The sequence below is a fragment of the Streptomyces sp. NPDC093064 genome (genome assembly GCF_044754605.1).
Lineage (GTDB): Bacteria > Actinomycetota > Actinomycetes > Streptomycetales > Streptomycetaceae > Streptomyces.
Genome location: NZ_JBIVPK010000037.1, coordinates 1 through 14,126 on the forward strand (window position 1 = coordinate 1; position 14,126 = coordinate 14,126).

Sequence of the window (14,126 nt, forward strand, 5' to 3'; positions counted from 1 at the left end):
GTGCTTTCCAGGTTTCCGCTCTCGCGTTTCCCTTTCCGGCGGTTCCGACTCTATCAGATCCTTTTCTCGACCTGACCCCCAGTCAGCGGGGTTTGCCTTCCCGGCTGTTGGGCCGTTCCGACGAGTGAGACTTTAGCGGATTCCCTGCTCCCGTGCGAATCGGGGGCTGCGTCCTTTCGGGCGCGGATTCCTCATTCCATGAATACGCACGCCCATGACACGACAACAGACAGACTGCACGACTGCCGTCGAGTAAAGGGTGGTACTCAGGAAAGGTTGTCCGGGGACCGACCGGAGTCGGCTCTCACGTCGGGCAACTCGGAGAACACTACGTATCCCTACGAGGTGTGTCAACTCACGGGCGGGCAGCGCCCCGGAGTCCTATCCTGGGGCCATGACTACGCGTACGTGCACCCATCTGTGGTGGGCCGCCTGACGGCGGCCGTACTCACGTATGCATCCAACGGCCGCCGCCTCGGCGGCCGTTCTCGTATCTCCCTCCAGGACTCCGGGGGCCGGCCGACCGGGGACGGCGGCCTCGACCAGGAGGTGGAGTGTGGAGAGGACTCGGGTCTTCAGCGGGGTCAAGCCGACCGGACACCTGACGCTGGGGAACTACCTGGGCGCCATGCGGCGGTGGGCCGAGGTGGACCAGCACCGGTCGGAGGCGCTGTTCTGCGTCGTCGACCTGCATGCGCTGACCGTGGACCACGACCCGGCGCGGGTGCGCAGACTCAGCCGGCAGGCGGCGACGCTGCTGCTGGCGGCGGGGCTCGATCCGGAGCTGTGCACCCTGTTCGTACAGAGCCATGTGGACGAACACGCCCGGCTGTCGTATCTGCTGGAGTGCGTGGCCACGGACGGCGAGATGCGGCGGATGATCCAGTACAAGGAGAAGGCCGCGCGCGAGCAGCGGCGGGGCGGGAGCGTACGGCTGTCGCTGCTGACGTATCCGGTGCTGATGGCGGCGGACATCCTGGCGTACGGAACGGACGAGGTGCCGGTCGGTGACGACCAGACGCAGCACGTGGAGCTGACCCGTGATCTGGCGGTGCGGTTCAACCAGCGGTACGGGCACACGTTCGTGGTGCCGAAGGCGACGCCTCCGAAGGTGGCGGCGCGGGTGATGAACCTCCAGGACCCGGTGTCGAAGATGGGGAAGTCGGACGACTCCGGGCCGGGCATCGTCTATCTGCTCGACGAGCCGGAGGTCGTGGAGAAGAAGGTCATGCGGGCGGTGACCGACAGCGGGCGGGACGTCGTCTACGACCCGCAGGAGCGGCCCGGCCTGGCGAACCTGCTGGAGATCCTGGCCGCTTGTCAGGGCGGGAACCCGGAAGCCCTGGGCGGTGTATATGAGTCGTACGGCGCTTTGAAGAAGGACACCGCGGAGGCCGTGGTCGAGCTCCTCAGGCCGGTACAGGCAAGGCACAGGGAGCTGTGCGGGGATCCCGCGTATGTGGAAGGGGTGTTGCGCAGGGGCGCGGAGAAGGCCAGGGAGATGGCGCGGCCGAGAGTGGACGCGGCGTACCGGGCGATCGGGTTGCTGCCCGCCTGAGGGAAGGGCGGCGGGGCGGGCGGCCTGCGTGGGCCGCCCGGTGCCGGTCAGTTGTTGCCGGAGGCCAGCTCGCGGCTGCGGTCGCGGGCGGCTTCCAGCGCGGCGATGAGCGCGGCGCGCACACCGTGGTTCTCCAGTTCGCGGATGGCGTTGATCGTCGTGCCGGCCGGCGAGGTGACGTTCTCGCGGAGTTTCACGGGGGGCTCCCCGCTGTCGCGGAGCATCACCGCGGCGCCGATCGCGGACTGGACGATCAGGTCGTGGGCCTTGTCCCGGGGCAGGCCGAGGAGGATGCCGGCGTCGGTCATGGCCTCGACCAGGTAGAAGAAGTAGGCCGGGCCCGAGCCGGAGAGGGCGGTGCAGGCGTCCTGCTGGGACTCGGGGACGCGGAGCGTCTTGCCCACGGCGCCGAAGATCTCCTCGGCGTGGGCGAGGTGTTCGGCGGAGGCGTGGGTGCCGGCGGAGATGACGGACATGGCCTCGTCGACGAGGGCGGGTGTGTTCGTCATGACGCGGACGACCGGGGTGCCGGAGGCCAGGCGCTCCTCGAAGAAGGCGGTGGGGATGCCCGCGGCGCCACTGATGACCAGGCGGTCGGCGGGGACGTGCGGGGCGAGTTCGTCGAGGAGGGTGCCCATGTCCTGGGGCTTGACGGTGAGGATCAGGGTGTCGGCGGTCTTCGCCGCTTCCGCGTTGGTGACCGGGGTGACTCCGTGGCGGGCGCGGAGTTCTTCGGCCCGTTCCGGGCGGCGGGCGGTGACCAGCAGGTCGGCGGGGGTCCAGCCGGCTCGGATCATTCCGCTGAGCAGGGCTTCGCCGATCTTTCCGGTGCCGAGAACTGCGACTTTCTGGCTCATGGTGCTCATCCTCGCACCGGTGGTCCGGGGCGCGGGTGGACTGTCCGGCTGGCGGGACACCCTCCGGTGCCGTGGGGCTATGCGGTTCGCCGCCTGAGGGTGGCCGCTCCCAGACCGAGGACGAGCAGGGCGCAGCCCGCCACGATCAGCGCGTCGCGTACGAACGTCGTCGTCACGTCGGTGTGGCGCAGGACCTCGTTCATGGCGTCGACCGCGTAGGACATCGGGAGGACGTCGGAGACGGCCTCCAGGGCGGGGTGCATGTCGGACCGCGGGGTGAACAGGCCGCAGAGGAGGAGCTGGGGGAAGATCACCGCCGGCATGAACTGGACCGCCTGGAACTCGGAGGCGGCGAAGGCGGAGACGAAGAGGCCGAGGGCGGTGCCGAGCAGGGCGTCGAGCAGGGCGACCAGCAGGAGCAGCCAGGGCGAGCCGGTGACGTCCAGGCCGAGGAACCAGACGGCCAGTCCCGTGGCCAGCGCGGACTGGATGATCGCGAGGGCGCCGAAGGCGAGCGCGTAGCCGGCAATGAGGTCGCCCTTGCCGAGCGGCATGGCGAGGAGGCGTTCGAGGGTGCCGGAGGTGCGTTCGCGCAGGGTGGCGATCGAGGTCACCAGGAACATGGTGATCAGCGGGAAGATGCCGAGCAACGAGGCGCCGATGTTGTCGAAGGTGCGCGGGCTGCCGTCGAAGACGTAGCGCAGCAGGAGCAGCATCAGGCAGGGGACCAGCAGCATCAGCGCGATGGTCCGCGGGTCGTGGCGGAGCTGGCGCAGTACCCGGGCCGCGGTGGCGGTGGTGCGAGCGACGCTCAGGGCGCGGGGCGCGCGGGGTGCGGTGGTCGTGCTCATCGTGCTGTCTCCTTGGCGCGGCCTGCTGCGACCGCCTCGTCGACCAGGTGCAGGAAGGCCGCCTCGACGGTCTCGGTGCCGGTTCGGGCCCGGAGTGCTTCGGGGGTGTCGTCGGCGAGGATCCGGCCCTCGCGCATGAGGAGGAGGTGGTGGCAGCGCTCGGCCTCGTCCATGACGTGGGAGGAGACGAGGAGGGTGGCGCCTCGGGTGGCGGCGATGTCGTGGAAGAGGTTCCACAGGTCTCGGCGCAGCACGGGGTCGAGGCCGACGGTCGGTTCGTCGAGGACCAGCAGTTCGGGGGTGCCGAGGAGGGCGACCGCGAGGGAGACGCGGCTGCGCTGGCCGCCGGAGAGGTTGCCGGCGAGGGCGTCGGCGTGGCCGGTGAGGTCGACGTCGGCGATGGCGCGGCTGACGTTGTCCCGGCGGCGTTCGGCCGCCGCGCGGCCGGGGTCGAGGATCGCGGCGAAGTACTCGAGGTTCTGGCGGACGGTCAGGTCGTCGTAGACGGAGGGGGCCTGGGTGACGTAGCCGATGCGGTTGCGGAGGGTGGCGTGGCCGGCGGGCAGGCCGAGGATCTCCAGGGTGCCGTCGACCTTGGCCTGGGTGCCGGCGATGGCGCGCATGAGCGTGGACTTGCCGCAGCCGGAAGGGCCGAGGAGGCCGGTGATGCGGCCGCGCGGAACGGTGAAGCCGAGGCCTCGCAGGACGGTGCGGGGGCCTCGGACCACGGTCAGTGCTTCGGCGCGGACGGCATCCGTTTCGGGGCGGGGTGGCCCCGAAGAAATATTCATCATGCGATGATTAATGCGCGCGGAAGAGGGCTGCGTCAAGTGGGGTGAGGGGATGAGCCGCGTCAGGGTGTGGTGGCGACGAGGAGAAGGACGTCGTAGGTCTCCTCCACGAAGCCGTCCGGAAAGACTTCCAGCAGGTGGTCGCGCTCCTCGGCGAGGAAGGCGTCCTTGAGTTCCCCGGGGCAGACCAGGAGGCGTGAGTGGCTGCCGAGGTTGGCGAGGTGGGTGTCGAGCGGGACCCGGCGGCTCCAGCGGACCTCGCGACGGGTGAAGCGGAGTCGTTCCCGGTGGGTCCGGCTCGCGCGGACGGCGGCCGCCTCCCGCTCGGCGTAGCGGTCGATGCCGAAGAGGCGGCGGACGCGGTCGGTCTGCCGCGCGATCCACTCGATGCCGGCGGCGTCCCTGTTCCACCACAGCGCCAGGGCACCGCCCGGCCGCAGTACCCGCAGGGCCTCCGGGACGGCCCGGTCCGGGTCCGTCCAGTGCCAGGACTGGGCGTAGGTGAGGAGGTCGGCGCAGGAGTCGGCGAGCGGGAGGGCGTTGCCGTCGCCCCGCACGATCGGGATGCCGGGGCGGGTGAGGCAGAAGTGGGCCGCCATGCCGTCGCCGGGCTCGACGGCCAGCACGTCGGCGCCGCGCTCGTGCAGCAGGGCGGTCGAGATGCCGGTCCCGGCGCCGATGTCCGCGACGCGGGCGCCGGCGAGGGGCCGGCCGGCGAGTTCCTCCAGCGCGTCGAAGAGGGCGGGCGGATAGGAGGGGCGGTTCGCCGCGTACTGGGCCGCGGCGGCGTTGAAGGAGTGGGCTCGGTCCGTGTGAGCGGGCGGCGGAGATGAGGTCATACGGCCATCGTGCGACCGCATGACCACCTCGTGGCAGGGGGTTCGGGCGGCGCGGACCAGCTCGCGGACCGCGCACCCTCTGCGATCAGGAGCGGCGGCGCTTCCTGGAGGGGTTGCCCGAGCGTCGGGTGGTCCGGCGTTCGTACTGTTCGCGGGCCTGTTCGTACTCCTGGCGGTGCAGCTTCTCGCCGGGGGCCTCGACGAGCGAGCGGAAGAAGTAGGCGAGGAGGGAGCCGATGAATCCGACGGCGAGCAGGCCGCGCAGGGAGGCCTGGCGGTCGGGGTCGGGGCGCTTGCCGAAGCCGTCCCAGGCGTGGCGGAAGGCGAGCGCGCTGCACACCGCGAACATCACCACGACGAGGAGTTCCACGAAGGCGCCCGAGCCGGCGATCTGGAGTCCCTGGTAGGCGAAGCGGAGCACGAAGCAGGAGACGGCGGCCGCGGCGAGTGAGCCGGCGGCGACGCCGATACGGCGGGTCGTGTAGCCGTTGTCGTGGTTCACCCACGTGGTGCCGAAGAAGCGCAGGGGCTCGGGGCGGGGCCCTGCGGAGCCCGCGGGGGTGCCCGGGGTGCCGTTGTCGTCGCTCACGGGTCGATTATGGCTCCGGGATGGCCGCGGGCTCCGTCGGGGATCAGCCGCAGCGGCCGGCCACGTAGCCGTCGCTGCCCGTCTTCACATAGGTGTCCGAGACGTACTGGCCGCTTCCGATGTTGTTCCAGATGTTCGATGTGCCGTAGTAGCCCGACACCGTCGTACCCGGCGTCTGGCAGAAGATCGGAACCTGGGCGCCCATGCTCAGGGTCCGGACGACGCTGTAGCCGGTACCGGGGCCGCTGCGGACGTTGAGCTGGACACCCGGCGCGACCGGGTAGTACTCCACGGCCGCGGTAGCGGTCGTGGATGCGCCCAGGACCATGAGGCAGGCTCCGGCGGCGACGCCCGCGACAAGGGCGGATCTACGTCTCAGAAAACTCATGTGCGCCACTCCAGTAATGATCAGCCGCAGCGAGAGGCGACGTAGCCGTCGCTGCCGGTGTACACGTACGCGTCGGAGACGTACTGGCCGTTGCCGATGTTGTCCCAGATGCTCGAGGTGCCGTAGTAGCCCGACACCGTCGTACCCGGCGTCTGGCAGAAGATCGGAACCTGGGCACCCTCGGTCAGGGCACGGACGATGCTGTATCCAGTGCCGGGACCGCTGCGGACATTGAGGCGGACGCCAGGCGCCACCGAGTAGTACCGCGCCGCCGCTGCCGTTGCCTGGGTCCCGACTGCCTGTTCCTCGTCTCCGCCCCTTGCTTCTTCGACGCGGTCAACAGACATGAAAACTCCCCCCGCTGAACCCCATGACTGCCATGGAGTCCCGTTGATTCCCTGGAATCAAGCAACGAAACATCTGTGCGCGACTCGCACGCGAATGCTGGCAAGCTCCACCGATCCCGTTCGAGTCATCGACTAGGCTCCGAGCGTCGCGCGCGCAAACGAACAGCACGGGGGTGGTCCATGACGCCACAGCGCAATACCGGAGCGGGCGCGGAAGCGGAACTTCCGGAGTACGCCGGGCAGTACCGCCTCGAGTCGTGCCTGGGCTCCGGCGGCATGGGCGTCGTGCATCTGGCCCGCAGCACTTCGGGGCTGCGGCTCGCGGTGAAGGTCGTCCACGCGCAGTACGCCTGGGACCCCGAGTTCAGAGGCCGGTTCCGGCAGGAGGTGGCGGCGGCCCGAAGAGTCAGCGGCGCCTTCACCGCGCCCGTCGTCGACGCCGATCCGGAGGCCGAACGGCCCTGGATGGCCACGCTGTTCATTCCAGGGCCCACGCTGTCCGAGCATGTGAAGCAGAGCGGGCCCATGCCCCCCGCCAAGTTGCGCCGTCTGATGGCCGGGCTCGCCGAGGCTCTGCGCGACATCCACCGGGTGGGGGTCGTCCACCGGGATCTCAAGCCCAGCAACGTCCTGCTCGCCGAGGACGGGCCGAAGGTCATCGACTTCGGCATCTCCCGCCCGAAGGACAGCGAACTGCGCACCGAGACGGGGAAGTTGATCGGTACGCCGCCCTTCATGGCGCCCGAGCAGTTCCGCCGACCGCGGGAGGTCGGGCCGGCGGCCGACATCTTCGCTCTCGGGTCCGTGCTGGTGCACGCGGCCACCGGACGCGGGCCGTTCGATTCCGACAGCCCGTACATCGTGGCCTACCAGGTGGTGCACGATGAGCCCGACCTGACCGGCGTACCCGAGAACCTGGCACCGCTCGTGCTGCGCTGTCTGGCCAAGGAGCCCGAGGACCGGCCCACGCCCGACGAGCTGATGCGGGAACTGCGCTCGGTCGCGGCCTCGTACGACACGCAGACGTTCATACCGGAGCAGCGAACCAGTGATACGCCGGACGCGCCGCCGCCCAGGCCAGGTGCCAGGCAGGAGAAGGACGCGCCCGGAACGCCACCCCGTAAGCGGACGGCCCTGGTGGCCGGGGCATTCGGTCTGCTCATGGCCGGTGCCTTCGCCTCGATCGTGCTGCCCGCGGAGGACGACAGCTCCGCGCCTGTGAGCACCAGTTCGCAAACCCGTCCTGCCCAATTCGACGCGTGGGAGACGAAGCCGGTGCCCGCGGCGCCGTCCGCACCCCAGTGCACCTACGGAAGAGGCGCGTTGTACTGCGCGCAGTCCGGCGTGGTCTTCGCCCTCGACCCTTCCGGCGGCGCTGTGCTCTGGCGGCGGTCCATCACCGGAGCAGGCAGGCTTGTGCCAGCCCTCTCGGGCGGTCTGGTGCATGTGGCTGCGGCGGACGGGCGGCACCTGGAGGCGCTCTCACCCGCCTCGGGCCGGACGCATGCACGGCGCGAAGTTCCTGCGCAGGGCGGGTGGGCGTTCGTGGGCGACACGCTCCTGCTCACCCGTGCCGACGGGACGGTCACCGGCGTGGACAGCGCTTCCGGCGACACGCGGTGGAGCAAGCGGATTCCGGGCTATTCTCTGCCGTCCGTCGGCACGTTCACCGGGGACCCGCTGGCCTACGCGACGAGCACGTCCGACGACGGGGCGAGCACGCGGATCAACACTGTGGATCCCGGTACCGGCGCCGTCCGCTGGGAAGCAGAGTTGAAGGGCATGCTGAGTCTCGTAGGCGCCCAGGACGGGTTTGTCTTCTTGCTCGACCTCGACAGGACCAACGGGGATGCGAAGGCAGTCGTCCGGTACTCACCCGGGTCCGGGGCGGTGCGTCGGGTGGCGCTGCCCGTCCCGCGCCTGGCCCCGCAGGCCGAGGTGCGGGGAGGCGTCGTCCATCTGCTGGCGGCCGGGGGTGCGCTGGAAGCCGTCGACATGAAGGCGGGCAAGCGTCTGTGGCTTCTGGAAACGGCCGTGGCCCGCGGTTCGGTGCCGGTCTCCGACGGTCGCCATGTGTACGTCCTCGCCGCGGACGGACGGCTGCTCGCTGTGGACGCCCGTACGGGCCGGCTCGTCGGGCAGACGCGGCCACGACTCGGCGCCGGTTCGGACAGGGTCGCGGACAATCTGGCCGCGCCTGTGCTCACCGACGGCATCATCTACGCCGGCGCCCCGGACGGCACCGTCTTTGCCGCCGACGGAGGCGACCCCGCGGCCTGGTGACACGGGGCGGGGCCGCCCCCGAAGGAGCGGCCCCGCAGAGGTCGAAGGTTCAGCCCAGCTTCGACACGTCCCGCACGGCGCCCTTGTCGGCGCTGGTGGCCATCGCGGCGTACGCCCGCAGCGCCGCCGACACCTTCCGGTCGCGGTCCTTGGGGACGTACGCGCCGTTCAGGGCCTGCTCACGGCGGGACAGCTCCGCGTCGTCGACGAACAGGTCGATGGAGCGGTTCGGGATGTCGATACGGATGCGGTCGCCGTCCTCGACGAGCGCGATCGTGCCGCCGGAGGCCGCCTCGGGCGAGGCGTGGCCGATGGACAGGCCCGAGGTGCCGCCGGAGAAGCGGCCGTCCGTGATCAGCGCGCAGCTCTTGCCCAGGCCGCGGCCCTTCAGGTACGAGGTCGGGTAGAGCATCTCCTGCATGCCGGGGCCGCCCTTGGGACCCTCGTAGCGGATGACGACGACGTCGCCCTCCTTGACCTGCTGGGTGAGGATCTTCTGGACGGCCTCCTCCTGCGACTCGCAGACGACCGCCGGGCCCTCGAAGGTCCAGATCGACTCGTCGACGCCCGCGGTCTTCACCACGCAGCCGTCCACGGCCAGGTTGCCCTTCAGCACCGCCAGGCCGCCGTCCTTGGAGTAGGCGTGCTCGGCGGAGCGGATGCAGCCGTCGGCGGCGTCGGTGTCCAGGGCCTCCCAGCGCTCGGACTGGGAGAAGGCCTCCGCCGAGCGCACACAGCCCGGGGCCGCGTGCCACAGCTCGACCGCCTCCGGGGACGGGGAGCCGCCGCGCACGTCCCAGGTCTTGAGCCAGTCCGCGAGGGAGGGGCTGTGCACCGCGTGCACGTCCTCGTTCAGCAGGCCCGCGCGGTGCAGTTCGCCGAGCAGGGCGGGGATGCCGCCGGCGCGGTGCACGTCCTCCATGTAGTACGTGCGGTTCTTGGCGACGTTCGGGGCGACCTTCGCCAGGCACGGCACCCGGCGGGAGACCTGGTCGATCTCCTCCAGGCCGAAGGGGACGCCGGCCTCCTGGGCGGCGGCCAGCAGGTGCAGGATCGTGTTGGTCGAGCCGCCCATCGCGATGTCCAGGGCCATGGCGTTCTCGAAGGCCGCGAAGGTGGCGATGTTGCGGGGCAGGACCGTGTCGTCGTTCTGCTCGTAGTAACGGCGGGTGATGTCCATCACCGTGCGGGCCGCGTCCTCGTACAGCGCCTTGCGGGCCGTGTGGGTGGCGAGGACCGAACCGTTGCCGGGCAGGGACAGGCCGATCGCCTCGGTCAGGCAGTTCATCGAGTTGGCGGTGAACATGCCGGAACAGGAGCCGCAGGTCGGACAGGCGTTCTCCTCGATGCGGAGAATGTCCTCGTCGGAGACCTTGTCGTTGACGGCGTCGGAGATGGCGTCGACCAGGTCGAGGGTGCGGACGGTGCCGTCGACCAGGGTGGCCCGTCCGGACTCCATCGGGCCCCCGGAGACGAAGACCGTGGGGATGTTCAGGCGCAGGGCCGCCATCAGCATGCCCGGGGTGATCTTGTCGCAGTTGGAGATGCAGATCAGGGCGTCGGCGCAGTGCGCCTCGACCATGTACTCGACGCTGTCCGCGATCAGGTCGCGCGAGGGCAGCGAGTACAGCATGCCGCCGTGGCCCATCGCGATGCCGTCGTCGACCGCGATGGTGTTGAACTCGCGCGGGATGCCGCCCGCCTCCCGGACCGCGTCGCTGACGATCCGGCCGACCGGCTGGAGGTGGGTGTGACCGGGCACGAACTCCGTGAAGCTGTTGGCGACCGCGATGATCGGCTTCCGGCCGATGTCCGCACCGGGTACACCGGAGGCGCGCATAAGGGCGCGGGCGCCCGCCATGTTGCGGCCGTGGGTGACTGTGCGGGACCTCAGCTCGGGCATCGTCGCTCGCTCCTTCGGAAAGTTCTGCCGGGCACCAGGGAGTCGCCGGCAGAGTTCTGGCTCAGTCGAGCCTACGCCGGTCATCCAGGGGTCGGGACGCGCTGTCCGGAATACGGGACGCGTGTCTCGGGGCGGCGGGGCTGCGCGGGATGCGCGGATCGGGCGGCGGGACTACGTGTCCCGGGACAGCGGGGGCGCGCACATCGGGCGGCGCGACCACGTGTATCCGGGCGCGTGCGTCGGGCCCGCGGGGCTACGTGTCTCTGCGCTGCGGGACGCGCGGAGGCCGTCCCTGCGTCACGTCCCCGTGAGGTGCCGCTGCACCACGGGTGCCACCCGCGCGATGATCTGCTCCACGTCCGCCGTCGCCAGCGGCTCCACCTTGATCACGTACCGGAGGATCGCGCACCCCACCAGCTGCGCGGCCGCCAGCTCGGCGCGCAGTTCCGCGTCGGGCAGGTCGAACCGGCCGGCGATGCGGCGCAGCAGCTGCGAGACGATCAGCCGGCGGAAGACGGCCGCTGCGGTGTCGTTGCTCAGCGCGGAGCGGACGATCGCCAGCAGGGGCGTACGGGTGGCCGGTCTCTCCCAGATCCCGAAGAAGAACCGCGCGAACCGCTCCCCGACGCCGTCGAGCGGGCCGTCGACGAGCGCCTCCGGCGCGTTCAGCGCGGGCGCGAGGACGACCTCGATCGCCGCCTCGAACACCTGCTCCTTGGTGCCGAAGTAGTGGTGGACCAGGGCCGAGTCGACTCCGGCGGCCTTGGCGATGCCGCGTACCGAGGTCTTCTCGTAGCCGCGCTCGGAGAACTCCTCGCGGGCCACGGTCAGGATGCGGTCGCGGGTGTCGGCGGCCTCCTCGCGGCGGGGGCGGCCGCGGCGGCGGGCGGTGGCGCCGGTCATCGCCCGGACACCTTCACCTCGGAGGCCAGGTGCAGCCGGGTGAAGGCCAGGGCCTCGGCGAGGTCGGCCTCGCGCTCGGCGCTGGACATGGCCCGGCGGGTGTTGACCTCGATGACGACATGGCCGTCGAAATCGCTGGTGGCGAGTCGTTCCAGCAGTTCGGCGCAGGGCTGGGAGCCACGGCCGGGCACCAGGTGCTCGTCCTTCGCCGAGCCCCTGCCGTCGGCGAGGTGCACATGGCCGAGCCGGCCGCCCATGCGGTCGACCATCTGGAGCGCGTCGGTGCGGGCCGTCGCGGCATGGCTGAGATCGATCGTGAAGTGGCGGTAGTCGTCCTTCGTGACGTCCCAGCCGGGGGCGTAGGCGAGCATCTCGCGGTCGCGGTAGCGCCAGGGGTACATGTTCTCCACTGCGAAGCGCACATCCGTCTCGTTCGCCATCCGCCAGACACCGGCGACGAAGTCACGGGCGTACTGGCGCTGCCAGCGGAAGGGCGGGTGGACCACGACCGTGCTCGCGCCGAGCTTCTCCGCGGCCGCTCGGGCGCGCTGGAGCTTGGTCCAGGGGTCGGTGGACCACACCCGCTGCGTGATCAGCAGACAGGGGGCGTGCACTGCGAGGATCGGTATCCGGTGGTAGTCGCTGAGTCTGCGCAGCGCCTCGATGTCCTGGCTGACCGGGTCGGTCCACACCATGACCTCGACGCCGTCGTATCCGAGGCGTGCGGCGATCTCGAAGGCCGTCGCCGTCGACTCCGGGTAGACGGAGGCCGTCGAAAGCGCGACCTTCGCATCCGGAATGCGTACGGGTTCGGGTTCCACCACGAGGGACAGGTTACGGGGTGCGGTGGGTGGGGGCGGGGCCTGCGGCCGCCGTTGTGGCCTTCGTCATCCCATGTGGTCGAGACGCCGCAGGATCACGCCCTCCCTGAGGGCCCAGGGGCATATCTCCAGGCGTTCCACGCCGAAGAGGTCCATGGCGCCCTCGGCGACCAGGGCGCCCGCCAGGAGCTGTCCGGCCCGGCCGTCGGAGACACCGGGGAGTTCGGAGCGCTCGCCGGCCGTCATGCCGGACAGTCGCGGCACCCACGACTCCAGGGACTCCCGCTTCAGCTCGCGCTGGACGTAGAGCCCCTCGGTGGAGCGGGGGGTGCCGGCCAGCCGTGCGAGCTGCTTGAAGGTCTTCGAGGTGGCGACGACGTGGTCGGGGGCTCCGAAGCGGCTGAACTCGCCGACCGTCCGCGCGATCTCGGTGCGCACATGGCGGCGCAGCGCCCTGACGTCGTCCGTGGTGGGCGGGTCGCCGGGCAGCCAGCCGGCGGTGAGCCGGCCCGCACCGAGCGGCAGCGACACGGCCGCGTCGGGCTCCTCGTCGATGCCGTAGCCGATCTCCAGGGAGCCGCCGCCGATGTCCAGGACCAGCAGTTTCCCGGCCGACCAGCCGAACCAGCGGCGAGCGGCGAGAAAGGTGAGACGGGCCTCCTCCGCACCGCTGAGCACCTGGAGCCTGACTCCGGTCTCCTCCTGCACGCGCGCGAGGACGTCGTCGGCGTTGTCCGCCTCGCGCACGGCGGAGGTGGCGAACGGCAGCAGGTCCTCGACGCCCTTGTCCTCGGCGGCCTGGAGTGCTTCGCGGACCACGGCGACGAGTCTGTCGACGCCGTCGGAGCCGATCGCGCCGCTCGCGTCGAGGAGCTGTGCGAGCCGCAGTTCGGCCTTGTGCGAGTGCGCGGGCAGCGGGCGCGCGCCGGGGTGCGCGTCGACCACCAGCAGATGCACCGTGTTCGAGCCCACGTCGAGGACACCGAGTCTCATGTACGGAACGCTACTGCCACCTGGCACGTCATCCGTCCACGGCGCCCTGTGCGAGGCACTGCTCGGGAGGGTCCCGGCACGGCTGCCCGGAGACTTACCCTGGACGGGTGCCAAAGACGAAAAAGGCGAAGACCGATAAATCGGCGAACCCGGCGAAAGCAGTGAGGCCGAAGAAGCGGGGCGCGGAATCCGACGAGAAGGGGCTCGACTTCGCGCGCGCGTGGGTGGAGTTCCCGGATCCGGCGGACGACGAGCAGGTCTTCCGCTGTGATCTGACATGGCTGACCTCTCGTTGGACCTGCATCTTCGGAAGCGGTTGCCAGGGCATCCAGGCGGGCCGCGCGGACGACGGGTGCTGCACCCTGGGCGCCCACTTCTCCGACGAGGACGACGAGAAGCGGGTCGCCGAGCACGTGGCGAGGCTCACACCGGACATCTGGCAGAACCACGCCGAGGGCGTGGAGAACGGCTGGGTGTCCGAGGACGAAGAGGGCTCCCGGCAGACGCGCCCCTTCCAGGGCTCGTGCATCTTCCAGAACCGGCCCGGCTTTGCCGGCGGCATGGGCTGCTCGCTGCACATCCTGGCCCTGAGAGAGGGCCGCGAGCCGCTGGAGACGAAGCCGGACGTGTGCTGGCAGCTGCCGATCCGGCGGACCTTCGAGTGGATCGACCGGCCCGACGACACACGCGTGTTGCAGGTGTCGATCGGGGAGTACGACCGCAGGGGCTGGGGTCCGGGCGGCCACGACCTGCACTGGTGGTGCACCTCGGCGACGTCGGCGCACGGCGCGGGCGATCCGGTGTACGTCTCCTATCGGGCCGAGCTGACCGAGCTGATGGGCAAGGCCGGCTACGACCGCCTGGTCGAGCTGTGCGAGGAGCGTCTGGCCTCCGGGCTGCCGCTGGTGGCGCCGCATCCGGCGGACCCGGCCGTCTGACGGGCTGTCGGCCGCCGCATCGGTGGCTCGCCGGAAGGCTCCGCAGGTGTCCGGGCCCGATCGCC

The 14,126-nt window shown here is 70.7% G+C and carries 14 protein-coding genes; 3 read left to right on the plus strand and 11 right to left on the minus strand.

Going from position 1 to position 14,126, the window contains the following annotated elements; all coding sequences use genetic code 11:
* Positions 1-556 precede the first annotated feature (556 nt).
* Positions 557-1,558 carry a tryptophan--tRNA ligase gene (gene trpS, locus ACIQFZ_RS31480; RefSeq protein ID WP_365426102.1) on the plus strand — a complete coding sequence of 334 codons (1,002 nt, stop codon included), beginning with the start codon at positions 557-559 and terminating at the stop codon, positions 1,556-1,558.
* 47 nt (positions 1,559-1,605) lie between these two features.
* Here the strand turns inward: trpS and proC are convergent, their stop codons facing one another.
* From proC to ACIQFZ_RS31515, 7 genes are all read right to left on the minus strand, one after another.
* Positions 1,606-2,415: a pyrroline-5-carboxylate reductase gene (proC, locus tag ACIQFZ_RS31485; RefSeq protein ID WP_402692806.1), complete on the minus strand. Its 810-nt coding sequence runs from the start codon at positions 2,413-2,415 to the stop codon at positions 1,606-1,608.
* 77 nt (positions 2,416-2,492) lie between these two features.
* A complete protein-coding gene (locus ACIQFZ_RS31490) occupies positions 2,493-3,266 on the minus strand; it encodes an ABC transporter permease (RefSeq protein ID WP_361425211.1) in 774 nt (257 codons plus the stop codon).
* Positions 3,263-4,060, minus strand: coding sequence for an ABC transporter ATP-binding protein (locus tag ACIQFZ_RS31495; RefSeq protein WP_383055912.1), 798 nt, complete (start codon positions 4,058-4,060; stop codon positions 3,263-3,265). Before ACIQFZ_RS31495 ends, ACIQFZ_RS31490 begins: the two co-directional genes overlap by 4 nt.
* 59 nt (positions 4,061-4,119) lie before the next feature.
* On the minus strand, positions 4,120-4,896 hold the full coding sequence (locus tag ACIQFZ_RS31500) for a class I SAM-dependent methyltransferase (RefSeq protein ID WP_402692807.1): 777 nt from the start codon (positions 4,894-4,896) through the stop codon (positions 4,120-4,122).
* An 85-nt stretch (positions 4,897-4,981) separates the two neighbouring features.
* Positions 4,982-5,485 carry an EamA/RhaT family transporter gene (locus ACIQFZ_RS31505; protein WP_402692808.1) on the minus strand — a complete coding sequence of 168 codons (504 nt, stop codon included), beginning with the start codon at positions 5,483-5,485 and terminating at the stop codon, positions 4,982-4,984.
* Positions 5,486-5,528: 43 nt separating this feature from the next.
* Positions 5,529-5,813 carry an SH3 domain-containing protein gene (locus ACIQFZ_RS31510; protein ID WP_365426105.1) on the minus strand — a complete coding sequence of 95 codons (285 nt, stop codon included), beginning with the start codon at positions 5,811-5,813 and terminating at the stop codon, positions 5,529-5,531.
* 80 nt (positions 5,814-5,893) lie between these two features.
* Positions 5,894-6,220 (minus strand): SH3 domain-containing protein, encoded by a 327-nt coding sequence (locus tag ACIQFZ_RS31515; protein WP_365426088.1) that lies wholly within the window; start codon positions 6,218-6,220, stop codon positions 5,894-5,896.
* Between the two features lie 180 nt (positions 6,221-6,400).
* Between ACIQFZ_RS31515 and ACIQFZ_RS31520 the strand changes: the two genes are divergently transcribed.
* Entirely contained in the window at positions 6,401-8,503 is a 2,103-nt protein-coding gene (locus tag ACIQFZ_RS31520) for a serine/threonine-protein kinase (RefSeq protein WP_402692809.1), read from the plus strand.
* Positions 8,504-8,552: 49 nt separating this feature from the next.
* Here ACIQFZ_RS31520 and ilvD read toward each other — a convergent pair whose 3' ends face one another.
* From ilvD to ACIQFZ_RS31540, 4 genes are all read right to left on the minus strand, one after another.
* Positions 8,553-10,406: a dihydroxy-acid dehydratase gene (ilvD, locus tag ACIQFZ_RS31525; protein ID WP_365426083.1), complete on the minus strand. Its 1,854-nt coding sequence runs from the start codon at positions 10,404-10,406 to the stop codon at positions 8,553-8,555.
* Positions 10,407-10,703: 297 nt separating this feature from the next.
* Complete coding sequence (locus ACIQFZ_RS31530; RefSeq protein ID WP_365426080.1) at positions 10,704-11,309, minus strand: TetR family transcriptional regulator; 606 nt, start codon at positions 11,307-11,309, stop codon at positions 10,704-10,706.
* Positions 11,306-12,133, minus strand: coding sequence for a sugar phosphate isomerase/epimerase family protein (locus ACIQFZ_RS31535; protein WP_402692810.1), 828 nt, complete (start codon positions 12,131-12,133; stop codon positions 11,306-11,308). Before ACIQFZ_RS31535 ends, ACIQFZ_RS31530 begins: the two co-directional genes overlap by 4 nt.
* 63 nt (positions 12,134-12,196) lie before the next feature.
* Positions 12,197-13,123: a Ppx/GppA family phosphatase gene (locus ACIQFZ_RS31540; RefSeq protein ID WP_402692811.1), complete on the minus strand. Its 927-nt coding sequence runs from the start codon at positions 13,121-13,123 to the stop codon at positions 12,197-12,199.
* 107 nt (positions 13,124-13,230) lie between these two features.
* On the opposite strand from ACIQFZ_RS31540, the gene ACIQFZ_RS31545 reads away from it, so the two are divergent.
* A complete protein-coding gene (locus ACIQFZ_RS31545) occupies positions 13,231-14,061 on the plus strand; it encodes a hypothetical protein (protein WP_365426071.1) in 831 nt (276 codons plus the stop codon).
* Positions 14,062-14,126: the final 65 nt, after the last annotated feature.

Coding starts and splice junctions, on each gene's coding strand:
- proC (WP_402692806.1), bottom strand. CDS start 2,415: ATGAGCCAGAAAGTCGCAGTTCTCGGCACCGGAAAGATCGGCGAAGCC.
- ACIQFZ_RS31490 (WP_361425211.1), bottom strand. CDS start 3,266: ATGAGCACGACCACCGCACCCCGCGCGCCCCGCGCCCTGAGCGTCGCT.
- ACIQFZ_RS31495 (WP_383055912.1), bottom strand. CDS start 4,060: ATGATGAATATTTCTTCGGGGCCACCCCGCCCCGAAACGGATGCCGTC.
- ACIQFZ_RS31500 (WP_402692807.1), bottom strand. CDS start 4,896: ATGACCTCATCTCCGCCGCCCGCTCACACGGACCGAGCCCACTCCTTC.
- ACIQFZ_RS31510 (WP_365426105.1), bottom strand. CDS start 5,813: ATGGTCCTGGGCGCATCCACGACCGCTACCGCGGCCGTGGAGTACTAC.
- ACIQFZ_RS31515 (WP_365426088.1), bottom strand. CDS start 6,220: ATGTCTGTTGACCGCGTCGAAGAAGCAAGGGGCGGAGACGAGGAACAG.
- ACIQFZ_RS31520 (WP_402692809.1), top strand. CDS start 6,401: ATGACGCCACAGCGCAATACCGGAGCGGGCGCGGAAGCGGAACTTCCG.
- ilvD (WP_365426083.1), bottom strand. CDS start 10,406: ATGCCCGAGCTGAGGTCCCGCACAGTCACCCACGGCCGCAACATGGCG.
- ACIQFZ_RS31530 (WP_365426080.1), bottom strand. CDS start 11,309: ATGACCGGCGCCACCGCCCGCCGCCGCGGCCGCCCCCGCCGCGAGGAG.
- ACIQFZ_RS31540 (WP_402692811.1), bottom strand. CDS start 13,123: ATGAGACTCGGTGTCCTCGACGTGGGCTCGAACACGGTGCATCTGCTG.